The sequence below is a fragment of the Amycolatopsis sp. NBC_01488 genome (assembly GCF_036227105.1).
GTDB lineage: Bacteria > Actinomycetota > Actinomycetes > Mycobacteriales > Pseudonocardiaceae > Amycolatopsis.
In genome coordinates this window covers 8714688-8737447 of sequence record NZ_CP109434.1, presented here as the reverse complement: position 1 = coordinate 8737447, position 22760 = coordinate 8714688, and the positions used below count along the sequence as shown (strand labels likewise).

Below are 22760 nucleotides of genomic sequence, written 5' to 3'. Positions count from 1 at the left end.
GTCCCTTCTCATCGGCGGCAGAACCCATCCTGCCGGGTCTTCGGAGCCGCCGCGGAACCGGCTTGGTCGGCGTGGCCGAGATCGCACCGGCGGCGGCTCTCGGCCACGACACGGCCCGCCGCGACCGGATCCGCGCTCACTCGCTTGAGCGGACCGTCGGTTGCGGCGCGGACTGACCGGAGGCGTCGGCGTGCTGCGGTCGAACCGGCGCTCGCCTGGCCGCGGCGTGGCCCGACCGATGGCGCCGCTCGCGGCGGTCGAACCCGGTGCTCGCCTGGCCGCGGTGTGGCCCGACCGGAGGTGTCGGCGTGCTGCGGTCGAACGGGCGCTTGCTCGCTTGAGGGGCTGCGGGGTGGGGCGTGGCCGACCGATGGCGCTGCCCGCAGCGATCGAACCCGGCGCTCAGCCGACCGCGGCGCGCCCACCGGAGGGGCCGGCCTCCTTCGATCGAACCCGGTGCTCAGCCGCCGGGGTGCCGGGCGATCAGCTCGTCGACCTCGTCGCCGGTTGCCGAGTCGGTCACGAACGGGCCGCGGGCCGCCAGGACGCCCAGCTGCCGCAGCCGTGCCGCCTGCTCGTGGGTCCGGACGCCTTCCGCGCCCACCCGCAGCTTCAGCTCGCGGGCCCGCGTGACCAGCTGCGTCAGGTGCCGCAGCGCCGGCTCGGGCGGTGCGTCCGTGTCCAGCGCGTCGACCACCGCGCCCGACAGGATCACGTGCCGGACCGGCAGCCGGTGCTGCGGGATCAGCTCCAGGTCCGCCGAGCCGGTGATCGTCAGCACCAGCTGCGTCCCCAGGTCGGACAGCACCGCGAACGAGTCCAGCACCTCGCCGCGCGGGTCGAGGACCGAATCGCGGTCCGTGCACAGCCGCAGCGAGTCGGCCGGGAGCTCGTGCTTGTCCAGCTGCTCCTTCACCAGCAGCACCAGGTCCGGGTCGATCGCCAGCCGGGTGGGCAGCCGGACGCACACGTCCGGGGCCGCCGCGCCGAAGCGCGAACGCCAGCGGGCCGTCGCCGCCAGGGACTCCGCCAGCAGCCAGCGGCCCAGGGGGACCGTCATGCCCGTCGTCTGGGCCAGCGGGTAGAACTCGTCCGAGTCCAGCTCGCCCTTCTCCGGGTGGTTCCAGCGCAGCCCCGCGTTGACCGCGGCCAGCCGGTCGGGGTCGGTGAGCTTCACCGTCGGCTGGTAGACGAGCGAGAATTCGCCGTTCTCCAGCGCTCCGGCGATCACCGCGCCCAGCTGGTAGCGGCCGCGGTCGCGGGCGTCCAGCTCGGGGTCGAACAGCATCCACTGCGCCTTGCCGGCCTCCTTGGCCCGGTGCAGCGCGATCTCGGCCGCCCGCAGCAGCTCCGCGGCACCGCCCTCGACGGCCGCGCGCACCACGATGCCCGCGCTCGCGCTCACGCCGATGCCGTGCCCGCCGAGGTAGATCGGCTCGTTCAGGTCCTCCAGCGCCCGTTCGACGAGTTCGACGACCGCGGTGGCGGAAAGCTCGCCGCGCAGCAGCACCGCGAAGCCGTCGCCGGACAGCCGCGCGACGAACCCGTCGTGGTGGCCGGTGAACACCGCCGACAGCTTGCCGGCGACCCCGCGCAGCACCTGGTCGCCGACGCCGGCGCCGAGGCCGTCGTTGACCACCTTGAAGCCGTCGACGTCGAGGTAGATCAACGCGATGTCGTCGCGCGCGCCGGCGCCGAGCGCGGCTTCGAGCTTGGTGGTGAACGACGACGCGTTGGGCAGCCCGGTCAGCGGGTCGTGCACGTTCTGGTGCAGCAGCCGCTCCTGCAGCAGGTGCAGCTCGTTCGCGTCGGACACCATCAGCACCGGGTAGACCGAGCCGGGCCGGTCGCCGGGCAGCCGGGCGAGGGTGACGTCGGTCCAGAGCTGCCCGTCCTCGGTGTGGTCGAGCAGCATCCGCTCCTGGTAGCGCTCACGTCCGGTGCGCACCTGCTCGAGCCCCGCCTTGAGCCGCGAGACGTCGTGGTCGGTCGAGCCGAGGTCGGTGAGGTGCCTGCCCCGCAAGCGGTTCGGCGAGCAGCCGAGCAGCTGGCCGAGCGCGAGGTTGGCCTCGACGATCTCGCCGTCCGGGTCGGCCAGCGCGATGCCCATCGGCGACGCGGCGTAGAGCGCCGTGAAGCGGTGCAGCGCGCCGTCGTGGCCCGGGCCGGCGTGGCCGACCGCGTCGTGCGCGATCTCCAGCAGCAGCGGCTCCAGCTCTTCCAGGGGAAGTGTTACTCCTTTGGTGTCGGCCAACGTCGCCGCCCACCTACGCGCCACGTCCAGCAGTCCTGGCGCGGCACCGGGCTCAGGCACACTCCACCTCTTCACGCACGGGTCAGGCCAGTTCAGCAGCGGTGCCAGGGATCATGAAGCCACACTAGGTACCCCTCGCCCGCGACCGATGCCACGCCATCATGCGCGTAACGGGGTGTCTACCGGCTGAACGAGTGAACGAATCTCCACATGCGGTAACTTTTTGTCACACCCCGTATGCAGTGGCAGACAGTGCGCGGGTCAGCGGCGAGTCAGCCGCACCGGGAGACCGTCGGCGGGCACCGGCAGGGACACGTAGTCCCACTTCGCGGTGTAACTCTCCGGAACCGACCAGCGGTACGCCCGCAGCATTTCGTGCATCAGCAACTTCACCTCGAGGCTGCCGAAGTGGAGGCCGATGCACTTGTGCGCGCCGCCGCCGAACGGCATCCACGCCATCCGGTGCGACTTGTCCTCGCGGCGCGGCTCGGCGAACCGCTCGGGGTCGAAGTCGAAGGGGTTCGTCCAGCACTCGGGCGCGAAGTGGTTGACCGTGGGCGAAACGCCGCACAGCGTTCCGGCGGGGATGTAGTGGCCGAGCACCTCGGTGTCCTTGACGGTCTGGCGGGTCAGCGACGGCACCGGCGCGACCAGCCGCAACGCTTCCTTCATGACGAGGTCGAGGGTCTCCAGCCGGTCGATCGCGTCGATGTCGAGGACGTCGTCGCCGAGGGCCAGTGACTCCTCGCGGGCGCGGTCCTGCCACTCCGGGTGCTTGGCGAGGTAGTACGCCATGGCGCTGCTGGTGATGGTCGTCGTGTCGTGCGCGGCCATCATCAGGAAGATCATGTGGTTGACGACGTCGGTGTCGGTGAACCGGTCGCCGTCTTCGGTGGTGGCGTGGCAGAGCGCGGTGAACAGGTCGTCTCCGTCCGACTTCCTTTTGGCGGGCAGGGTTTCGCTGAAGTAGCGCTCGAGCACCTTCCGCCCGTGGAGGCCCGCCGACCAGCGCCCGCCGGGCACCGGGAAGCGCACCAGCGCGGTGCCGGCCCGCACGGAGCTGACGAACGCGCGGTTGATCCGGTGCGCGTCGTCGCCGCTGCGCATGCCCATGAACACGCGCGTCGCGACGTCGAGGGTCAGCTGCTTGAGCGCCCAGTACAGCCGCGGTCGGTCGACCGACCCCCAGCTCGCGACGCCTTCGCGCAGCGCGGGGCCCATTTCGCCGACGTAGCCGGTGAGCTGCGGGCGGGTGAACGCCTCCTGCATGATCCGGCGGTGCAGGTGGTGCTCGCCGAAGTCCATCAGCATCAGGCCGCGCTCGAAGAACTTCTCGATGAAGAACTTCCAGCCCTCCTGCGAGAACGCCTTGTCCTTGTTGACGAGCGCGATCTGCGTCGCCTCCGGCCCGGACAGCGCGACGATCCGGCGGCCGAACCCGCCGGTCCACGACACCGGGCCGTAGAGCTCGTAGCGGCGGAGGCCGAAGGCGGGCCCGAAGCGCATCATCTCGAGCATGTGCCCGACGACCGGCGGGCCTTCGTCGCCGAGAACGGGCTTGAGGCCGCTGCCCGCGGGCGGCGTCGCGAGCTCCTCGACGGGCCAGCGCGACCGCAGCCAGCGCTGGTCGACGCTGCGTGGGAGGGGCAGCGCGGTCAGCGGCGGAACGCGTTCGCGCAGTGCTTCGGCGGCCCGGCTCACGGTGCTCGTCAAGGTGACCATCTCCCCGCTGAGATCGGCTACCCCTCCACGATGCACTCTTGTTGACGGTCTGACAACACCTGGGCGGACCTCTTTTCGGGTGGCTTCCCGGCGCGCCGGAACTCGCTCGGGTTGACTCCGCGCACCCGCTTGAACGCCGCGCTGAACGAGAACGCGTCCGCGTACCCCACCGCGCGGGCGACCTCCGCGACCGTCGCCGCTTCCCGCTCGGCCAGCAGGTCCGCCGCGAGCGCCATGCGGCGGTGGGTGAGGTAGGTCAGCGGTGGTTCGCCGACCAGGTCGGCGAACCGCTTCGCCAGCGTCGACCGCGACACCCCGGTGCGGCCGGCCAGTGTCCCGACCGTCCACGGCGCCGCCGGTTCGGCGTGCAGGAGCTGCAATGCTCGGCCGACCACCGGGTCGCGCTGGGCCGTCCACCATGCCGGCGGTGCGCTGCCCGGCCGGTCGAACCACTCGCGCAGCGTGCAGACGAGCATCCAGTCCAGCAGCCGGTCGAGCACCACCTGCTGGCCCGGCGCGTCGACCGCGACCTCGGCGGCGAGGTGGTCCAGGACCGCGTCGCTGGTTCCGCCACCGGCCACGCGCAGCACGGCGGGCAAGGCGTCGAGCAGGCGGCGGCCGACCTCGCCGCGCACCGGGTAGGCGCCGACGATCAACGTCGTCGCGCCGTCGCCGGGATCGTGCCAGCCGCGCCGGTGCCGGGTCCCGCCCTGCTCGGGCGTCGCACAGAACTCTCCGCACGCGACCGGTTCGGCCCGCGTGCCCACTTCGTCGACGAAGGTGAAGGTCTCCAGCCCGCGCACGACGACGGTGTCGTAGGCGCGAAGCGGTTCCGGCGCACCGCGTTCCGGGACGATCCAGCCGCCGCCGGTGAGGACGGTGCACAGGGTCAGCGGCGCCCCGTCGACGAAGTGCAGCGCCCACGGCGGGGACAGGGCCGAGCTGCCGAACAGCGAGCCGTGGGCCCGCACGTCGCGGAACAGGTCACCGAACGCGTCCACCCCGCCGAGGTTAGACGATCACGCAGGCATTCCGGCGTGTCACCCATGGGATCGTCCGATCGGACCCGGTTGACTCGACGTCATGACCGCGTTGACCGAAGACGACCTCGCATTCCTCCGGCGACCCCTCCACGGCTTCCTGACCGTGGCCGGCGGCCAGCCCCGGCCGGTCTGGTTCGAGGCGACGGCCGAGGGCACCGTCCAGCTGTTCACGGAACCGGACTCGCCGAAGGTGCGGCGCGTGCGCCGCGACCCGCACGCGTCGCTCATCGTGGCCGCGCCGGTGGGGGAGCGCGAGCGGTGGGTGTCGGCCACCGGCCGCGTCACGCTCGAAGGGGACGGCGCCCACGAACTCGCCGGACGCCTGGCCGCGCGCTACTGGGACCTCGACGACCCGGCCCGCGCCGCCGACCTCGAGGGAATCCTGGCCACGGACCAGATCCGCCTTGTCCTCCACCCGGAGAAGGTGCGCCGCTACGCCTATTGACCCCGGTCGGGGCCGGTCCACCGCGAAAGCCCGGCCGCGCCGCACAAGGCGTGGCCGGGCTCAGCGGAGGACTTCAGTCCCAGTCGAGCGCGCCGCCCGACTGGTACTCGATGACGCGGGTCTCGAAGAAGTTCTTCTCCTTCTTCAGGTCCATCGCCTCGGACATCCACGGGAACGGGTTCTCGGTCTCGCCGAAGATCGGCTGGAGGCCGATCTGCTGCGCGCGCCGGTCGGTGATGAAGTGCATGTACTGCTCGCACAGCTGCGCCGACAGGCCGAGCATGCCGCGCGGCATGGTGTCCCGCGCGTACGCGACCTCGAGTTCGCACGCCTCCTGCAGCATCCCGCGCACCTCGGCCTGGAACTCTTCGGTCCACAGGTGCGGGTTCTCGATCTTGATCTGGTTGATGCAGTCGATGCCGAAGTTCAGGTGGATCGACTCGTCGCGCAGGATGTACTGGTACTGCTCGGCGATGCCGACCATCTTGTTCCGGCGGCCCAGCGACAGGATCTGAGCGAAGCCGGTGTAGAACCACATGCCCTCGAAGATCACGTAGAACGCGACGAGGTCACGCAGGAACGCCGTGTCGGCCTCCGGCGTCCCGGTCGCGAAGTCCGGGTCCTCCAGGTGCTGCGTGTACTTCAGCGCCCACGCGTCCTTGTCCGAAATGGACGGGACCTCGCGGTACATGTTGAACAGCTCGCCCTCGACCAGGCCGAGGCTCTCGCAGATGTACTGGAAGGTGTGCGTGTGCACGGCTTCCTCGAACGCCTGGCGCAGCAGGTACTGGCGGCACTCGGGGTTGGTGATCTGCCGGTACACCGCGAGCACGATGTTGTTGGCCACCAAGGACTCCGCGGTCGCGAAGAAGCCCAGATTGCGCTTGAGCATCTGCCGTTCGTCCTCGGTGAGGCCGTCCTTCGACTTCCACAGCGCGATGTCGGCCTGCATGGCGACCTCGGTCGGCATCCAGTGGTTGTTGCAGCCGGCCAGGTACTTCTCCCAGGCCCAGGTGTACTTCATCGGCAGCAGCTGGTTGACGTCGGCGCGCGCGTTGATCATGCGCTTGTCGTCGACGTTGATCCGGGCGGCGCCGACCTCGATCTCCCCGAGGCCGGTGGCGTCCGTCGTCTCCACGTTGGTCATGTTCTTCGGGTTCCTTACTGGCAGGCTTCGCAGTCGGGGTCGTCGATGCGGCAGGCGGCGCCTTCGGTGGCCACGAAGTCGACGTCCGGCGCCGGCTTCGGAGCGGGCGACGGCGACGGTGCCGGAGCGGGCGTCGGCGCCGGGGCGGCGCCCGCGGGAGCCGGGGCCGGGGTGGCCGAGACGGCGTTCAGCTTGCCGTCGGTGCCGCGCAGGGTGCTCTTCTCCACGTGCGTCGCGGACTGCGCCCGCAGGTAGTACGTGGTCTTGAGGCCCTTGTGCCACGCGTAGCGGTACAGCTCGTCGAGCTTGCGGCCGCTCGGCGCCGCGATGTACAGGTTCAGCGACTGCGCCTGGTCGATCCACTTCTGGCGCACCGAACCGGCGTCGACGATCCACTTCGACTCGATCTCGAACGCCGTCGCGTACAACGCCTTGAGGTCGGCCGGGACGCGGTCGATCTGGCCGAGGCTGCCGTCGAAGTACTTGAGGTCGCTGACCATCACCTCGTCCCAGAGCCCGCGCTCCTTGAGGCTCTTGACGAGGTGCGGGTTCACGACGGTGAAGTCGCCGGACATGTTCGACTTGACGAACAGGTTCTGGAACAGCGGCTCGATCGACTGCCCGACCCCGGAGATGTTGGAGATCGTCGCGGTCGGCGCGATCGCCATCACGTTGGAGTTGCGCATGCCGACCGTCTTGACGCGCTCGCGCAGCGGCGCCCAGTCCAAAGTGGACGAAGTGTCGACGTCGAGGCCGTCGCCCTGGCGCGCGTCGATGAGCAGCTGCAGCGAGTCGATCGGCAGGATGCCCTTGCTCCAGAGCGATCCCTCGAACGACTGGTACTGGCCGCGCTCCTGCGCGAGGTCGGTCGACGCCGAGATCGCGTAGTAGGAGAGGTGCTCCATGGAGACGTCGGCGAACTTCACGGCCTCGTCGGAAGCGAACGGGACGCCGATCTCGAACAGCGCGTCCTGGAAGCCCATGATGCCCAGGCCGATCGGGCGGTGACGCAGGTTGGAGCGGCGCGCCTCCGGGATCGTGTAGAAGTTGATGTCGATCACGTTGTCCAGCATGCGGACGGCCGTGCGCACGGTCTTTTCGAGCCGCGCGGTGTCCAAACCGGCCGGGGTGACGTGCTTGAGCAGGTTCACCGAGCCGAGGTTGCAGACCGCGACCTCGTCGGTGGTGGTGTTCAGGGTGATCTCCGTGCACAGATTGGACGAGTGCACGACGCCGACGTGCTGCTGCGGCGAGCGCAGGTTGCACGGGTCCTTGAACGTGATCCACGGGTGGCCGGTCTCGAACAGCATGGTCAGCATGCGGCGCCACAGCTCGACCGCGCGGATCCGGCGGAAGACCTTGATCTCGCCGCGGTCGGCCATCGCCTCGTACTCGCGGTAGCGGGCGGCGAACTCGTTGCCGTAGAGGTCGTGCAGGTCCGGTGTCTCGTTCGGCGAGAACAGCGTCCACTCGGCGTTGGCCTCGACGCGGCGGAGGAACTCGTCGGGCACCCAGTTCGCGGTGTTCATGTCGTGGGTGCGCCGCCGGTCGTCGCCGGTGTTCTTGCGCAGGTCGAGGAACTCCTCGATGTCCACGTGCCACGTCTCGAGGTACGCGCAGGCCGCGCCCTTGCGCTTGCCGCCCTGGTTGACCGCGACGGCGGTGTCGTTGGCGATCTTGAGGAACGGCACGACGCCCTGCGACTGGCCGTTGGTGCCCTTGATGTGCGCGCCGAGGCCGCGGACCGGGGTCCAGTCGTTGCCGAGGCCGCCCGAGTACTTGGCCAGCAGCGCGTTGTTCTTGTAGGCCTGGAAGATCGAGTCGAGGTCGTCGTCCACCGTGGTCAGGAAGCAGGACGACAGCTGCGGGCGCGTGGTGCCCGAGTTGAACAGCGTCGGGGTCGAGGCCATGAAGTGGAAACTCGACAGCAGCTCGTAGAACTCGATGGCGCGCGCTTCGCGGTCGTCCTCGCGGATCGCCAGGCCCATGGCGACGCGCATGAAGAACGCCTGCGGCAGCTCGAAGCGGGTGCCGTCGTGGTGCTGGAAGTACCGGTCGTACAGCGTCTGCAGGCCGAGGAAGCCGAAGTCGAGGTCACGCTCGGGCCGGATCGCGGCGGTGATCTTGTCCAGGTCGAAGCGCTGCAGCTCGGCGTCGACCAGCTCCAGCTCGATCGCGCGGCGCAGGTAGGCGCGGAAGTACGCGGGGTACTCGGCCGCCATCTCGTCCTGGCTGGCCAGGCGCGGCTTCTTCGCGAGGTAGCTCAGGGCCTCGCCGCGCAGCTTGTCCAGCAGCAGCCGGGCGGAGACGTAGGAGTAGTTCGGCTCCTGCTCGACCAGCACGCGGGCGGCCAGGACCTGGGCCAGGGCCAGCTCGTCGGCGCTGATGCCGTCGTAGAGGTTGCGCTTGGCCTCGGCGAGCACCGGCTCGGCGGTGACGTCCTCGAGGCCGGCGACGGCTTCGCCCACGACGTGGGAAACGCGAGCCCAGTCGAGCGGGCGGAGGATGCCGTCGGCGCCCTTGACGTTCAGCGCGACCTCGGTGGCGGCCGGCTTGACGGCCTCGCGGGCCTTGCTGCGCTCGTCGCGGTAGAGGACGTACGCGCGGGCGACCTTGTGGTGCTCGCCGCGCATGAGGGCGAGCTCGACGATGTCCTGGATCTGCTCGATGTGCAGGGCGGTCTCGGGGCCGGCGTGGCGCAGCAGGGTGGTCTCGACCTGCTGGGTCAGCTCCGCGACGACGTGGTGCACGCGGGAGGACGCGGCGGCGTCGCCGCCCTCGACCGCGAGGAACGCCTTGGTCAGCGCGACCGAGATCTTCCCGGCGTCGAACGGCGACACGCTGCCGTCCCGCCGGATGACCCGGATCGCGGTGGGTGAAGCGGTCCCTGAGGGCCGCTGACCGGTTTCGACTGACATGCGTGTCTCCAAGTTTCGGGCGCGTTGGATCGCCGCACGGACTCACGAGGCCGTGCGCTGCAGGTTCTTCAAAGCTGCCCGGCCACCCTCTGCAGCGGTCTCCCCGTCGCTGGGGGCTGCCGGTCACCAGAGACTACATGTAGGGGTGCTCGCCCGCGCGGGACCCAAGGGGTGGCGTGTCGCGCTCTCACCCTGGCGGGTTACGTGATCACCCAGAGGTGCTGTTCAAGGTGTGGCGGGGTGGTCCCGGGGGTAGGTTCCGAGGCCGCGCGAGCCTGGGGCGGACCACCGGCGCCGCGTGGTCCGCTCGGTGCTCATGCGCCGAAGCGCAGCTCCGACTTCGGCAGCTCCAGGCTCGCCACCGGCCGCCGGCCGTCCAGGTAGCCGAGCGGCCCGTCCGGGTTGAAGCTCCAGGCCGCCGACGCCGGGCGCGGGCGGATCTTCGCGCCCACTGGGGTGCGCAAGAGCCCGTCGCGCTCCTGGACCACCTCGAACGACGTCGGCACCCGCAGCGGCAACGCGGGACGGCGCTTGAAGGCCGCCGTCGCGATCCAGTCGTCGGACGTCGCCGCAGTCGCGGTGAAGGTGCCGGCGCTCGTGAAGTCCAGGGTCGCCAGGTCCTTCGGGATCGCCCACAGCTCACGGCCGCCGGCCAGCGACGCCTCGCTGTCGACCCAGATCTCGGTGATCGAGCAGGAGACCTTGCGGGCCTTGATCGACACCGCGGCCAGCAGCTCGTGGTACGCCAGCTGCCCGGGCGGGGTGTAGTCGATCCACGCCGTGAACACCGAAGCGTGCCCGGCCACCAGCACCGGCTCGGCCCCGGGCGGCAGGGCGGGCAGCCGGGACGGCGGCACGCGCCAGATCGACACCCGCGCGTCCGCGGTCAGGGTCCAGGGCGGCGGCGGGTAGTGGCTCATTTCTCCAGCCAGGGCAGGTACTCGGGCAGGTCCTTCTCGACGCGCATACCGAACGCGGGCGGCCGCTTCTGCAGGAACGACAGCACGCCTTCGACGGCGTCCGGGCTCGCGCCGAGCCCGCCGATCAGGCGGGAGTCGAGTTCGTGCACCGGGAACGGCGACTCGGCGCTCGCCATCCGGTAGAGCAGCTGGCGGGTCACCGCGACCGACACCGGCGAGGTCGTCTCGACGATTTCGCGCGCCAGCCGGTAGGCCTCGTCGAGCACGGTCCCGGCCGGGAAGACCTGGTGTACCAGTCCTTTTGCGAGGGCCTCGGCCGCGGGGAACACCCGGCCGCTGATCATCCAGTCCAGCGCGGTGCCCATGCCGACGAGCCGGGGGAGGAACCACGCCGACGCGCCTTCGGGGTAGATGCCGCGCCGCGTGAACACGAAGCCGAAGCGCGAGTCCTCCGAGGCGAGCCGGTAGTCGCACGACAGCGTGATCGTGACGCCGCCGCCGACCGCCGCGCCGTGCAGGGCCGCGATCACCGGCTTGTTCATCGCGAAGATCCGCTTCGAGCACCGGCCCGCGGGCTCCTGCCACGCCGCGTCCGGGCCGGTCGACGGGTCGAAGTCGAAACCGCCTTGCGAGAGGTCGGCGCCGACGCAGAAGTCCTTGCCCGCCCTGGTCAGCACGACGACGCGGACGTCTTCGTCACGGTCGGCCCGGTCCATCGCGGCGCCCAGTTCGTCGGCCATCCGGACCGTGTAGCCGTTGCGCGCTTCGGGCCGGTTCAGCGTCACCGTGGCGATCCGGTCCGCCACGGCGTAGGTGATCTCGGCGTAGTCGGCCATGGCGACGAACGTAGTGCGGACGGGCACTACTGGCAAGATGTCAATAGTGGGTCCGCAGCGTCCGGAGCAAAACAATCAGGCGTGCTTGATTTTTCCGGCGGCCGGTGCGACGCTGGGCGGCAGGACGCAAGGAGGCGGCGGATGGCGGACCTCGGCGTGATCCTCGGGGATCTCGACGCGGAGACACAGGCGATCGACGACGTGGTGGCGAACCTGCCCGCGTCCGACTGGGCGCGCGGAACACCGGCCGAAGGGTGGACCATCGCGCACCAGATCTCGCACCTGGCCTGGACCGATCGCAAAGCCCTCATCGCGGCGGCCCACCCGGAAGACTGGCAGGCCGAGGTCGAGGAGCTGCTCAAGGCGGGCGAGACCTACGTCGACGACGGTGCCGCCGCCGGGGCCGAACGGCCGCCGCACGAAATCCTCCGGGAGTGGCGGGAAGGCCGAGCGGCGCTGGCCGAAGCCCTCGCCGCCGTGCCGGACGGGCAGAAGCTGCCCTGGTACGGCCCGCCGATGAGCGCCGCGTCGATGGCGACCGCGCGGATGATGGAGACGTGGGCGCACGGCCAGGACGTCTTCGACGCGCTCGGCCTGACCCGCGAGCCGACCGCGCGGCTGTGGCACATCGCCCGCTTCGGCACGCGCACCCGCGACTTCGCCTACAAGCTCAACTCGCTCGCGCCCCCGGCCGAGGAGTTCCGCGTCGAACTGACCGCGCCCGACGGCTCCACCTGGGCCTTCGGCCCGGAGGACGCCGAGCAGAAGCTCACCGGCAGCGCGCTGGACTTCTGCCTGGTCGTCACGCAGCGGCGGCACCCGGCCGACACCGACCTGGTCGCGCACGGCGCCGACGTCGAGGAATGGCTGGGCATCGCGCAGGCCTTCGCCGGGCCGCCCGGGGAAGGCCGCAAGCCGGGACAGTTCGCATGACGTACCGCATCGGCAACGCGTCGGGCTTCTACGGTGACCGCTTCTCCGCGGTCCGCGAGATGCTCACCGGCGGGCCCCTGGACGTCCTGACCGGCGACTACCTGGCCGAGCTGACCATGCTGATCCTCGGCCGCGACCGGATGAAGGACGCGAACCGCGGCTACGCCAAGACGTTCCTGCGCCAGATGGAGGAAAACCTCGGGCTCGCGCAGGAAAACGGCGTCAAGATCGTCGCCAACGCCGGCGGGCTCAACCCGGCCGGGCTCGCGGACGCGCTTCGCGAACTGGCCGCGAAGCTCGGGCTCGACGTAAAGATCGCGCACGTCGAAGGCGACGACCTGGTGGCTCGCGCCGAGGAGCTGGAACTCGGGAAACCGTTGACCGCCAACGCGTATCTCGGCGCTTGGGGCATCGTCGAGTGCCTGAACGCGGGCGCCGAGGTCGTCGTCACCGGCCGGGTCACCGACGCCTCGGTGATCGTCGGGCCGGCCGCCGCGCACTACGGCTGGGCCCGCGACGACTTCGATGCCCTCGCCGGTGCGGTCGCCGCCGGGCACGTCATCGAATGCGGCGCCCAGGCCACCGGCGGCAACTACGCCTTCTTCACCGAGCACGCCCTGGGCGTGCCGGGGTTCCCGATCGCCGAGATCGAGGCCGACGGCACCAGCGTCATCACCAAGCACGCGGGCACCGGGGGCGTGGTCAACACCGGGACGGTCACCGCGCAGCTGCTGTACGAGATCACCGGGGCGCGCTACGCCGGACCTGACGTGACCACGCGGTTCGACACGCTCTCGCTGGCCGAAGACGGACCCGACCGGGTTCGCATCTCCGGCGTCCGCGGCGAAGCTCCGCCGCCGACGCTGAAGGTCGCGCTGAACACCCTCGGCGGGTTCCGCAACGAGACGACGTTCGTCCTCACCGGACTCGACATCGAGGCGAAAGCCGCGCTGGTGCGCGAACAACTCGAAGCGTCCATGAAGGACCGGCCGCCCGCCGACGTCCGCTGGACGCTGGCCCGGACCGACCACGCCGACGCGGACACCGAGCAGACCGCCAGCGCGCTGCTGCACGTCGCCGTCAAGGACGCCGACCCGAAGGTGGCCGGGCGCGCGTTCACCGGCGCCGCCGTCGAGCTGGCTCTGGCCAGCTACCCCGGCTTCCACGTCACCGCGCCGCCGTCCGACGCCTCGCCGTACGGCGTCTACACCGCGGCCTATGTGGACGCTCGGCAGGTGCCGCACGTCGCCGTGCTGCCGGACGGGATGCGAGTCGACATCGCGCCTTCGACGTCCACGCTGGACTTGTCCGATGTGGACGAGCCCGCGCTGCCCGAACCCCTCGACCACGGCCGGGTGCGGCGGGTACCGCTGGGCACGATCGCCGGCGCGCGCAGCGGCGACAAGGGCGGCAACGCCAACCTCGGCGTCTGGGTGCGTTCGGAAGAAGCGTGGCGCTGGCTGGTGCACCGGCTGACCGTCGCCGAGTTCAAGCTGCTGCTGCCCGAGACCGCCGACTTGCCGGTGACGCGCTACCTCCTGCCGAACCTGCGGGCGATGAACTTCGTCGTCGAAGGCATCCTCGGCGAGGGCGTCGCGTCGCAGGCGCGGTTCGACCCGCAGGCCAAGGCCTTCGGGGAATGGCTCCGCTCCCGCGAGATCGACGTCCCCGAGGTGCTCCTGTGACCGATCCGTTCCGGACGCCCGAGCGGGCCGAGCTGCGCAAGACCGTGCGGAAGTTCGTCGAGCAGGAGGTCCTGCCGCACCTGGACGACTGGGAACGCGCCGGCGAGCTGCCGCGCGACCTGCACCGCAAGGCCGGGGACCTCGGCCTGCTCGGCGTCGCCTTCCCCGAGGAGATCGGCGGCGGCGACGGCAACTACCTCGACGCGCTGGTCGTCGCCGAGGAGATGCACTACGCGGGCGGTTCCGGCGGGCTGTTCGCGTCGCTGTTCACCTGCGGCATCGCCGTCCCGCACATCGCCGAGGCGGACGACCCGGTGCAGATCGAACGCTGGGTGCGGCCGACGCTGGCCGGGGCCAAGATCGGCTCCCTCGCCGTGACCGAGCCGGACGGCGGGTCCGACGTCGCCGGGATCCGGACCACCGCCGTCCGCGAGGGCGACGAGTACGTGATCAACGGCGCCAAGACGTTCATCACCTCGGGGTGCCGCGCGGATTTCGTCACGACGGTCGTGCGCACCGGCGGCGACGGCGCGCACGGGCTGTCGCTGATCGTCGTCGAACGCGGGACGCCCGGCTTCACCGTGTCCCGGAAGCTGGAGAAGATGGGCTGGCTCTGCTCCGACACCGCCGAACTGTCCTACGTGGACGTCCGGGTGCCAGTGGAGAACCTGGTCGGTGCCGAGAACAGCGGGTTCGCGCAGGTGGCCACGCAGTTCGTCACCGAACGGCTTTCGCTGGCCGTGCAGGCGTATGCGCACGCTCAGCGAGCGCTCGACCTGACGCTGGACTGGTGCCGGTTGCGCGAGACGTTCGGCCGTCCGCTCATCTCGCGGCAGGTCGTGCAGCACAAGCTCACCGAGATGGCGCGCCGCGTGGACGTGGCCCGGACCTACACGCGGCAGGCCGCGATCCGGCACGTCTCGGGAGAGGAAGTCGTCGCCGAGGCCTGTTTCGCCAAGAACACCGCCGTCGAGGCCGCCGAGTGGGTGGTCAACGAGGCCGTCCAGCTGCACGGCGGGCTCGGCTACCTGCGCGAGTCCGAAGTGGAGCGCCACTACCGCGACGTCCGGATCCTCGGCATCGGCGGCGGCACCACCGAGATCCTCACCGGCCTGGCCGCGAAGCGATTGGGATACACTTCATGACCGCTCTCAGGTCCACAGTGGACATACGGACCGCCGAGTTCGGCGCCAACCGCGAGGCGATGCTGGAGAAGCTCGCCGAGATCGACGCCGAACAGGCCAAGGCCGTGGCCGGTGGCGGTGAGAAGTACGTCGAACGGCACCGCAAACGCGGCAAGCTCCTGGCCCGCGAACGGATCGAGCTGCTGCTCGACGCGGACTCGCCGTTCCTGGAGCTGTCGCCGCTGGCGGCCTGGGGCTCGGACTACCGCGTCGGCGCGAGCCTGGTGACCGGCATCGGCGTCGTCGAGGGCGTCGAGTGCCTGGTCTCGGCCAGCGACCCGACGGTCAAGGGCGGCGCGAGCAACCCCTGGACGGCCAAGAAGTCCTACCGGGCGGCGGACATCGCCGCGCAGAACCGGCTGCCGACGATCAACCTCGTCGAGTCCGGCGGCGCGGACCTGCCGACGCAGAAGGAGATCTTCATCCCGGGCGGCCGGATCTTCCGCGACATCACGCGGGCGTCGGCCGCGGGCTGCCCGACGGTCGCGCTGGTCTTCGGCAACTCCACGGCCGGTGGGGCGTACCTGCCGGGCATGTCGGACTACGTCGTCATGGTCAAGGAACGCGCGAAGGTGTTCCTCGGCGGGCCGCCGCTGGTCAAGATGGCGACCGGCGAGGAGTCCGACGACGAGTCGCTCGGCGGCGCCGAGATGCACGCGCGGACCTCCGGCCTGGCCGACTACCTGGCCGTCGACGAGCAGGACGCGATCCGCCTGGGCCGGAACATCGTCAAACGGCTCAATTGGACGAAGCAAGGACCGTCTCCGAAACCGGACTACGCCGAGCCGTTGTACGACGCCGAGGACCTGCTCGGCATCGTGCCGCCCGACCTCAAGGTGCCGTTCGACCCGCGCGAGGTGATCGCCCGCGTCGTCGACGGCTCCGACTTCGACGAGTTCAAGCCGCTGTACGGATCGAGCCTGGTGACGGGCTGGGCGAGCATCCACGGCTACCCGGTCGGCGTCCTGGCCAACGCGCAGGGCGTGCTGTTCGGCGAGGAGTCGCAGAAGGCCGCGCAGTTCATCCAGCTGGCCAACCAGATCGACACGCCGCTGGTCTTCCTGCACAACACGACCGGCTACATGGTTGGCAAGGAGTACGAGCAGAGCGGCATCATCAAGCACGGCGCGATGATGATCAACGCCGTCTCGAACTCGAAGGTGCCGCACCTGTCCGTCCTCATGGGAGCGTCCTACGGCGCCGGGCACTACGGGATGTGCGGCCGCGCCTACGATCCCCGGTTCCTGTTCGCGTGGCCGAGCGCGAAGTCCGCGGTGATGGGTCCGGCGCAGCTGGCCGGCGTGCTGTCCATCGTGGCCCGCGCGGCCGCCGAAAGCCGCGGCCAGGAGTACAACGAGGAGCACGACCAGGCCATGCGCGCCATGGTGGAAGGCCAGATCGAGGCCGAGTCGATGCCGATGTTCCTCTCCGGCATGCTCTACGACGACGGCATCATCGACCCGCGCGACACCCGCACCGTGCTCGGGCTGAGCCTGTCGGCGATCCACAATGGACCAGTGAAGGGCGCCGAGGGCTTCGGCGTCTTCCGGATGTGAGTGAGCGATGATCCAGAACCTGCTGGTCGCCAACCGCGGCGAGATCGCCCGCCGGGTCTTCCGCAGCTGCCGCGACGCCGGGATCGGCACGGTGGCGGTGTTCTCCGACGCCGATGCCGCCGCGCCCCATGCGCTGGAAGCCGACGCGGCCGTCCGGCTGCCCGGCAACGCACCGTCCGAGACCTATCTGCGGGCCGAGCTGCTGGTCAAGGCCGCGGCCGACACCGGCGCCGACGCCGTCCACCCCGGCTACGGCTTCCTGTCCGAGAACGCCGCGTTCGCCCGGGCCGTCCTCGACGCCGGGCTGACCTGGGTCGGGCCGCCGCCGGAGGCCATCGAGACCATGGGCTCCAAAGTGGAGTCCAAGCGGCTGATGGCCGCCGCCGGCGTGCCGGTGCTGTCCGAACTGGACCCGGCGTCGGTGACCTCGGACGACCTGCCGTTGCTGGTCAAAGCCTCCGCCGGGGGTGGCGGGCGCGGGATGCGCGTGGTCCGCGAACTCGACGAGCTGACCGAGGCCGTGGAAGGCGCCGGCGCGGAGGCCGGGTCGGCGTTCGGCGACCCGACCGTCTTCTGTGAGCGCTACCTGGAGACCGGACGCCACATCGAGGTCCAGGTGCTCGCCGACCGGCACGGCACGGTGTGGGCGGTGGGGGAGCGGGAGTGCTCCATCCAGCGCCGGCACCAGAAGGTCGTCGAGGAGGCGCCGTCGCCGTTCGTCGACGCGGGGATGCGCGAGGAGCTGTTCGACGCCGCGCGCAAGGCCGCCAAGGCGATCGACTACGTCGGCGCGGGCACGGTCGAATTCCTCGCCGGGCCTGACGGCCGGTTCTACTTCCTCGAGATGAACACCCGGCTGCAGGTCGAGCACCCGGTCACCGAGAACGTCACCGGACTCGACCTGGTCGCGCTGCAGCTGCGGATCGCCGAGGGCGAGCGGCTGCCCGCCGATCCGCCGCCGACCGTCGGCCACTCCATCGAGGTCCGGCTCTACGCCGAGGACCCGGCGGCCGGGTGGCAGCCCCAGAGCGGCACGCTGCACACGTTCGAAGTGCCCGATGTGGACCGCCAGTTCACCGAAGGCGCCGGGCTGCGACTCGACTCGGGCTTCGAGAGCGGGTCCGTCGTCGGCGTGCACTACGACCCCATGCTCGCCAAGGTGATCACCTGGGCACCGACCCGCGCCGAGGCGGCCCGGCGGCTCGCGAAGGCACTGGCGGGGGCGAAGATCCACGGCGTCGTCACCAACCGGGACCTGCTGGTGAACATACTGCGGCACGAGGCTTTCCTCGCGGGGCAGACCGATACTGCGTTCTTCGACCGTCACGGCCTCGACACCCTCGCCGCGCCACTGGCCACAGTGGACACCGAGCGCGTCTCGGCCTTGGCGGCGGCACTGGCGGACGCGGCGGGCAACCGAGCGTCGGCGACCACGCAGGGCAGGTTGCCGAGTGGTTGGCGTAACGTCCGCTCGGCCGGGCAGCGCAAGGTTTTCACCGCGGGCGACCGCGAGTACGAGGTGGTCTACTCGCTGACCCGCGACGGCCTGAAAGCCGAGGGGTACGACGTCGAGCTGGTCACCGCCGAGCCCGGCCGGGTCGTCCTGGACGTCGCGGGGATCCGGCGGGTGTTCGACGTCGCCCGCTACGACGGCGTGTCCTATGTGGACTCGGCGCTCGGGTCGGTGGCGCTGACGGTGGCACCGCGGTTCGCCGACCCGGACGCGGCCCTCGCGGCCGGGTCGCTGGTCGCGCCGATGCCGGGCACCGTCGTCCGGCTGGCGGTGCAGGCCGGGGACCCGGTGAAGGCCGGCGACCCGCTGCTCTGGCTCGAAGCGATGAAGATGGAACACCGGATCGCCGCCCCCGCCGACGGCGTGGTCGCGGAACTCCCGGTGACGGTCGGGCAGCAGGTCGAAGTCGGCACAATTCTGGCTGTGGTGGGAGACAACGCATGAACGCCATGAACTTCGTCGAGCCGGAGGAGCGGATCGCGCTCCGCAAGGCCGTCGCCGAACTGGGCGCCAAGTACGGGCACGAGTACTACGCTCGCAAGGCCCGGGCGGACGAGAAGACGCACGAACTCTGGGACGAAGCGGGGCGGCTGGGCTACCTCGGCGTCAACATCCCCGAGGAGTACGGCGGCGGTGGCGCGGGCATCGCCGACCTCGCCGCGGTGCTCGAAGAACTCGCCGCCGCCGGCTCGCCGCTGCTGCTCATGGTCGTTTCGCCGGCCATCTGCGGCACCGTGATCTCCCGCTTCGGCACCAAAGAGCAGAAGAAGCAGTGGCTGCCGGGCATCGCCGACGGTACCAAGCGGATGGTCTTCGCGATCACCGAACCGGACGCCGGGTCGAACTCGCACAAGATCACCACCACCGCGAAGCGCGACGGCGACGGCTGGGTCCTCAGTGGACGCAAGGTCTTCATCTCCGGCGTCGACGAGGCCGACGCCGTGCTCGTCGTCGGCCGCACCGAGGACGCCAGGACCGGGCGGCTCAAGCCCGCGCTGTTCATCCTGCCGACCGGCACCGAGGGCTTCGAGTACACGAAGATCCCGATGGACATCGTCGCGCCGGAGAACCAGTTCTCGCTGTTCCTCGACGACGTCAAGCTCCCGGCCGAAGCGCTGGTCGGCGAGGAGGACGCGGCGATCGCACAGCTGTTCGCGGGCCTCAACCCGGAACGCATCATGGGCGCGTCGTTCTCCCTCGGCATCGCGCGGTACGCGCTCGCCAAGGCCGTCGGCTACGCGAACCAGCGCCAGGTCTGGGGCACGCCGATCGGCGCCCACCAGGGCCTCGCGCACCCCCTGGCCGAGATCAAGATCGAGCTGGAGCTGGCCAAGCTGATGACGCAGAAGGCCGCGTCGCTCTACGACTCCGGCGACGACTTCGGCGCGGGCGAGTCGGCCAACATGGCCAAGTACGCCGCCGCCGAGGTGGCGATCCGGGCCACCGACCAGGCCGTGCAGACCCACGGCGGCAACGGCCTCGCCACCGAGTACGGCCTCGGCACGCTCGTCACCGCCGTCCGGCTCGGCCGGATCGCCCCGGTGAGCCGCGAGATGGTGCTCAACTTCGTCGGCCAGCACAGCCTCGGCCTCCCGAAGTCCTACTAGGAGAGTCGCCATGTCTACTTTGGACGGCAAGACGATCATCATGTCCGGCGGCAGCCGCGGCATCGGCGAGGCGATCGCCCTCCGGGCGGCGAAGGACGGCGCGAACATCGCGCTGCTGGCCAAGACCGCCGAACCGCACCCGAAGCTGCCCGGCACGATCTACACGGCGGCCGAGGCGATCGAGAAGGCGGGCGGGCACGCGCTGCCGATCCTCGGCGACGTCCGCGACGACGACGGTGTCGCGGCCGCCGTGGCGAAGACCGCCGAGCAGTTCGGCGGCATCGACATCGTCGTGAACAACGCCAGCGCGATCGACCTGACGCCGACCGAGCAGGTCAGCATGAAGCGCTACGACCTCATGCAGGACATCAACGCACGCGGCACGTTCCTGCTGTCCAAACTGGCCATTCCGCACCTGCGGCGCTCGGCCAACGCCCACATCCTGACCCTGTCGCCGCCGATCAGCCTCGACGAGAAGTGGTTCACCGCCGGGCACCTCGCGTACAGCATCGCGAAGTACTCGATGAGCCTGGTGACCGTCGGGCTCGCGGCGGAACTCAGGAAGGACGGCGTCGCGGTCAACTCGCTGTGGCCGCGCACGACGATCGACACGGCGGCGATCCGCAACGTCGTCGGCGCGGAACTGGCCGACCGCAGCCGGACGCCGGAGATCATGGCCGACGCCGCGTACGCGATCCTCACCAAGCCGAGCGGCGAGGCGACCGGGAACTTCTTCCTCGACGACGAGGTGCTGCGCGGAGAAGGCGTGACGGACTTCGCGAAGTACCGCATCGGCGGTGCGGAGGAGGACCTCCAGCTCGACTTCTGGGTCGACCCGGCTTGACCGGCGTCCGCGAACCCCAGCAGGAGCGCAGCCGCACCACCCGGCGGCGGCTGATCGAGGCCGCGCTCGACAGCTTCGGCGAGCGTGGCTGGCACGGCGTGACCGTGGCCGGCATCGCCGAGCGGGCCGGCGTCTCGCGCGGCGCGGCCCAGCACCACTTCCCGACGCGGGAGGACCTCGTGGTGGCGGCGGTCGACCTGCTCGGGCAGTCGCAGATCGACGAGCTGCGCGCCCAGGCCGCGGACCTGCCGACCGGGGCGTCGCGCATCGAGCGGGTCGTCGAGATGGTGCTCAACCTGTACACGGGCCCGCTGTTCCGCGCGGCCCTGCAGCTGTGGTCGATCGCGGCGACCGACGAGTCGCTGCGGGACGTGCTCGTGCCGCTGGAAGCGCGGGTCGGGCGCGAGGCGCACCGGGTGGCGGTGGAGCTGCTCGGCGTCGACGAGTCCCGCCCGGGCGTGCGCGAACTGGTCCAGGCCACTCTCGACCTCGGCCGCGGGCTGGGCCTGGCAAACCTGCTCACGGACGACGCGCGCCGGCGCAAGCAGATCGTGCGGGAGTGGGCACGGACGCTGGAGCTGCGGCTCGGGTGAGCGGGTCCAGCGCCGCCTGGCTCCGCTCGTCCGCGGCGCGGTGGATCACCAGCAGCTGACCCGGATCCGGATCCGGGGCCGGAAGTCGAATTCACCGAGGCCAGCCGGCTTGGCTCGGCTCGAGGAGGCCGGCGCGATCGACCTCGGTTGTCCGCACGACCTGCTCGCCGGTGACCACATCCGCGCGGTGCTGCGAGGTGACCTGAAGCTCGAAGCCTGTCACCAGGGGGCGAGTCGGCCTGGAGACACCGAGAAGAGAGCTGGTTGGTCGTCCCGGAGCCTGCCCGTCCGGCGAGGACATCTTTGGCCGGGCGAGCAGCGACCGACCGACCGCTCGCCGAGATCCCCCAACCGTTCACCGACACCAACCGAGACCCACCGGAACCCCAACCGGCTCCGAACCGTCATAGTGTCGTAAGTAACACAATCGGCCCAACGGGCGAATGACTATACGTAGCAAGAACGCAGAGGAAGGCAGTCCGGTGTCCGGTTCAGGAGTCGAGCTCACCCACCGCGCGATGGCGATGCTGAAGGCGGTGGCCGCTGGACGTGCGCAGATGTCGTGCAGCTGCGAGCCCGACCTCTTCATCGACGGATTCGCCTGTTGCGATCAGATGACGGCCCACGCGCTCGCCCACGGCGGCTACCTGCGTCCCGCCGCCGAAGCCGCCACCGGACGCGTCCCCGCTGAACTGACCGAGGCCGGCCTCGCCGCGCTGGAGATCACGGTCGCCGCCTGAGCGCTGGCACGCGTGTCACGCGCTGTCGTTGTTCGCTCAGGTGTTCGATTCGCCTTCCCGCCGGGTGAGCACCCGGGCCGCGCCTTCGGTGACGGCGACCGTGTGCTCGGAGTGGGCCGTGCGGGAGCCGTCCGCCGAACGGATGGTCCAGCCGTCGGGGTCGTAGACGATCCGGTCGGTCGTGCGCGCGAACCAGGGTTCGAGCGCGAGCGTCAGGCCCGGCCGGAGCTTCATCCCGCGCCCGGGCGCGCCCTTGTTGGGCACGTGCAGGTCCTCGTGCATGGTGCGGCCGATGCCGTGCCCGCCGAACTCGGTGTTGACCGGATAGCCGTACTCGCGGGCCACCGCCCCGATCGCCGCGGAGATGTCGCCCAGCCGGTTGCCGGGGCGGGCCGCTTCGATCGCCGCCTCCAGGGCTTCCTCGGTGGCTCGGACGATCCGCAGGTCCTCCTCGGCGGGCGTGCCGACGATGACCGTGCGCGCCGAGTCGGCCGCCCACCCGTCGATGCTGACCGCGAGGTCGGCGGTCAGCACGTCGCCGTCGCGCAGCACGTAGTCGTGCGGCAGGCCGTGGAGGACGGCGTCGTTGACCGACAGGCAGATGACGTTGCGGAACGGGCCCTTGCCGAACGACGGCGCGTAGTCCCAGTAGCACGACTCGGCTCCGCGCCGCTTGATCATCCCGCGCGCGTGGTGCTCGAGATCCATGAGGTTGACGCCGACGTCGGCGAGCCTGCCCACCTCGGTGAGGATCTCGGCGACGAAGCGCCCCGTCACGTGCATGCGGTCGATCTCCACAGGCGTCTTCAGTTCGATCACG

The 22760-nt window shown here is 70.7% G+C and carries 18 protein-coding genes; 10 read left to right on the top strand and 8 right to left on the bottom strand.

The genetic code is table 11. From position 1 onward, the window contains the following. Positions 1–460 precede the first annotated feature (460 nt). The 3 genes from OG738_RS41030 to OG738_RS41020 form a co-directional block, all read right to left on the bottom strand. The gene (locus tag OG738_RS41030; RefSeq protein ID WP_329056997.1) at positions 461–2278 is read right to left on the bottom strand and encodes a putative bifunctional diguanylate cyclase/phosphodiesterase; all 1818 of its coding nucleotides are present in this window, start codon (positions 2276–2278) and stop codon (positions 461–463) included. A 237-nt stretch (positions 2279–2515) separates the two neighbouring features. Beyond that, positions 2516–3976 carry a cytochrome P450 gene (locus tag OG738_RS41025; protein WP_329049182.1) on the bottom strand — a complete coding sequence of 487 codons (1461 nt, stop codon included), beginning with the start codon at positions 3974–3976 and terminating at the stop codon, positions 2516–2518. Between the two features lie 17 nt (positions 3977–3993). Continuing rightward, on the bottom strand, positions 3994–4977 hold the full coding sequence (locus OG738_RS41020) for an AraC family transcriptional regulator (protein WP_329049180.1): 984 nt from the start codon (positions 4975–4977) through the stop codon (positions 3994–3996). A gap of 82 nt (positions 4978–5059) precedes the next feature. Between OG738_RS41020 and OG738_RS41015 the strand changes: the two genes are divergently transcribed. Then, positions 5060–5464: a pyridoxamine 5'-phosphate oxidase family protein gene (locus OG738_RS41015; RefSeq protein WP_329049179.1), complete on the top strand. Its 405-nt coding sequence runs from the start codon at positions 5060–5062 to the stop codon at positions 5462–5464. A gap of 73 nt (positions 5465–5537) precedes the next feature. On the opposite strand, the gene OG738_RS41010 is transcribed toward OG738_RS41015, so the two are convergent. The 4 genes from OG738_RS41010 to OG738_RS40995 all read right to left on the bottom strand — a co-directional run bounded on the left by OG738_RS41010 (position 5538) and on the right by OG738_RS40995 (position 11285). After that, the gene (locus OG738_RS41010; protein WP_329049177.1) at positions 5538–6611 is read right to left on the bottom strand and encodes a ribonucleotide-diphosphate reductase subunit beta; all 1074 of its coding nucleotides are present in this window, start codon (positions 6609–6611) and stop codon (positions 5538–5540) included. Between the two features lie 14 nt (positions 6612–6625). Next, a complete protein-coding gene (locus OG738_RS41005) occupies positions 6626–9529 on the bottom strand; it encodes a ribonucleoside-diphosphate reductase subunit alpha (protein ID WP_329049176.1) in 2904 nt (967 codons plus the stop codon). Between the two features lie 314 nt (positions 9530–9843). Further along, positions 9844–10449, bottom strand: a complete 606-nt coding sequence (locus tag OG738_RS41000; protein WP_329049175.1) for an acetoacetate decarboxylase family protein — start codon at positions 10447–10449, stop codon at positions 9844–9846. Next, positions 10446–11285, bottom strand: coding sequence for an enoyl-CoA hydratase-related protein (locus tag OG738_RS40995; RefSeq protein WP_329056995.1), 840 nt, complete (start codon positions 11283–11285; stop codon positions 10446–10448). Before OG738_RS40995 ends, OG738_RS41000 begins: the two co-directional genes overlap by 4 nt. Before the next feature lie 141 nt (positions 11286–11426). On the opposite strand from OG738_RS40995, the gene OG738_RS40990 reads away from it, so the two are divergent. The 9 genes from OG738_RS40990 to OG738_RS40950 all read left to right on the top strand — a co-directional run bounded on the left by OG738_RS40990 (position 11427) and on the right by OG738_RS40950 (position 21940). Then, positions 11427–12218, top strand: coding sequence for a TIGR03084 family metal-binding protein (locus OG738_RS40990; RefSeq protein ID WP_329049173.1), 792 nt, complete (start codon positions 11427–11429; stop codon positions 12216–12218). Continuing rightward, positions 12215–13903 carry an acyclic terpene utilization AtuA family protein gene (locus OG738_RS40985; protein WP_329049171.1) on the top strand — a complete coding sequence of 563 codons (1689 nt, stop codon included), beginning with the start codon at positions 12215–12217 and terminating at the stop codon, positions 13901–13903. The genes OG738_RS40990 and OG738_RS40985 overlap by 4 nt, the downstream gene beginning before the upstream one ends. Beyond that, positions 13900–15048 carry an acyl-CoA dehydrogenase family protein gene (locus tag OG738_RS40980; protein ID WP_329049169.1) on the top strand — a complete coding sequence of 383 codons (1149 nt, stop codon included), beginning with the start codon at positions 13900–13902 and terminating at the stop codon, positions 15046–15048. Before OG738_RS40985 ends, OG738_RS40980 begins: the two co-directional genes overlap by 4 nt. Next, positions 15045–16643 carry an acyl-CoA carboxylase subunit beta gene (locus OG738_RS40975; RefSeq protein WP_329049167.1) on the top strand — a complete coding sequence of 533 codons (1599 nt, stop codon included), beginning with the start codon at positions 15045–15047 and terminating at the stop codon, positions 16641–16643. Before OG738_RS40980 ends, OG738_RS40975 begins: the two co-directional genes overlap by 4 nt. 7 nt (positions 16644–16650) lie before the next feature. After that, positions 16651–18600 (top strand): acetyl/propionyl/methylcrotonyl-CoA carboxylase subunit alpha, encoded by a 1950-nt coding sequence (locus OG738_RS40970; RefSeq protein WP_329049166.1) that lies wholly within the window; start codon positions 16651–16653, stop codon positions 18598–18600. After that, a complete protein-coding gene (locus OG738_RS40965; RefSeq protein WP_329049165.1) occupies positions 18597–19763 on the top strand; it encodes an acyl-CoA dehydrogenase family protein in 1167 nt (388 codons plus the stop codon). Before OG738_RS40970 ends, OG738_RS40965 begins: the two co-directional genes overlap by 4 nt. 10 nt (positions 19764–19773) lie before the next feature. Next, positions 19774–20607, top strand: a complete 834-nt coding sequence (locus OG738_RS40960) for an SDR family oxidoreductase (protein ID WP_329049163.1) — start codon at positions 19774–19776, stop codon at positions 20605–20607. Beyond that, positions 20604–21200 (top strand): TetR/AcrR family transcriptional regulator, encoded by a 597-nt coding sequence (locus tag OG738_RS40955; protein WP_329049162.1) that lies wholly within the window; start codon positions 20604–20606, stop codon positions 21198–21200. Before OG738_RS40960 ends, OG738_RS40955 begins: the two co-directional genes overlap by 4 nt. A gap of 482 nt (positions 21201–21682) precedes the next feature. Continuing rightward, positions 21683–21940 carry a hypothetical protein gene (locus OG738_RS40950; protein WP_329049160.1) on the top strand — a complete coding sequence of 86 codons (258 nt, stop codon included), beginning with the start codon at positions 21683–21685 and terminating at the stop codon, positions 21938–21940. 36 nt (positions 21941–21976) lie between these two features. On the opposite strand, the gene map is transcribed toward OG738_RS40950, so the two are convergent. Then, the gene (gene map / locus OG738_RS40945; protein ID WP_329049159.1) at positions 21977–22759 is read right to left on the bottom strand and encodes a type I methionyl aminopeptidase; all 783 of its coding nucleotides are present in this window, start codon (positions 22757–22759) and stop codon (positions 21977–21979) included. Position 22760: the final 1 nt, after the last annotated feature.

What these genes read in the sequence shown, in the direction of transcription:
- OG738_RS41015 (WP_329049179.1), top strand. Translation starts at nt 5,060, where the DNA reads ATGACCGCGTTGACCGAAGACGACCTCGCATTCCTCCGGCGACCCCTC.
- OG738_RS40965 (WP_329049165.1), top strand. Translation starts at nt 18,597, where the DNA reads ATGAACGCCATGAACTTCGTCGAGCCGGAGGAGCGGATCGCGCTCCGC.
- OG738_RS40995 (WP_329056995.1), bottom strand. Translation starts at nt 11,285, where the DNA reads ATGGCCGACTACGCCGAGATCACCTACGCCGTGGCGGACCGGATCGCC.
- OG738_RS40960 (WP_329049163.1), top strand. Translation starts at nt 19,774, where the DNA reads ATGTCTACTTTGGACGGCAAGACGATCATCATGTCCGGCGGCAGCCGC.
- OG738_RS40975 (WP_329049167.1), top strand. Translation starts at nt 15,045, where the DNA reads ATGACCGCTCTCAGGTCCACAGTGGACATACGGACCGCCGAGTTCGGC.
- OG738_RS40970 (WP_329049166.1), top strand. Translation starts at nt 16,651, where the DNA reads ATGATCCAGAACCTGCTGGTCGCCAACCGCGGCGAGATCGCCCGCCGG.
- OG738_RS41000 (WP_329049175.1), bottom strand. Translation starts at nt 10,449, where the DNA reads ATGAGCCACTACCCGCCGCCGCCCTGGACCCTGACCGCGGACGCGCGG.
- OG738_RS41025 (WP_329049182.1), bottom strand. Translation starts at nt 3,976, where the DNA reads ATGGTCACCTTGACGAGCACCGTGAGCCGGGCCGCCGAAGCACTGCGC.
- OG738_RS41005 (WP_329049176.1), bottom strand. Translation starts at nt 9,529, where the DNA reads ATGTCAGTCGAAACCGGTCAGCGGCCCTCAGGGACCGCTTCACCCACC.
- OG738_RS41010 (WP_329049177.1), bottom strand. Translation starts at nt 6,611, where the DNA reads ATGACCAACGTGGAGACGACGGACGCCACCGGCCTCGGGGAGATCGAG.
- OG738_RS40990 (WP_329049173.1), top strand. Translation starts at nt 11,427, where the DNA reads ATGGCGGACCTCGGCGTGATCCTCGGGGATCTCGACGCGGAGACACAG.
- OG738_RS40985 (WP_329049171.1), top strand. Translation starts at nt 12,215, where the DNA reads ATGACGTACCGCATCGGCAACGCGTCGGGCTTCTACGGTGACCGCTTC.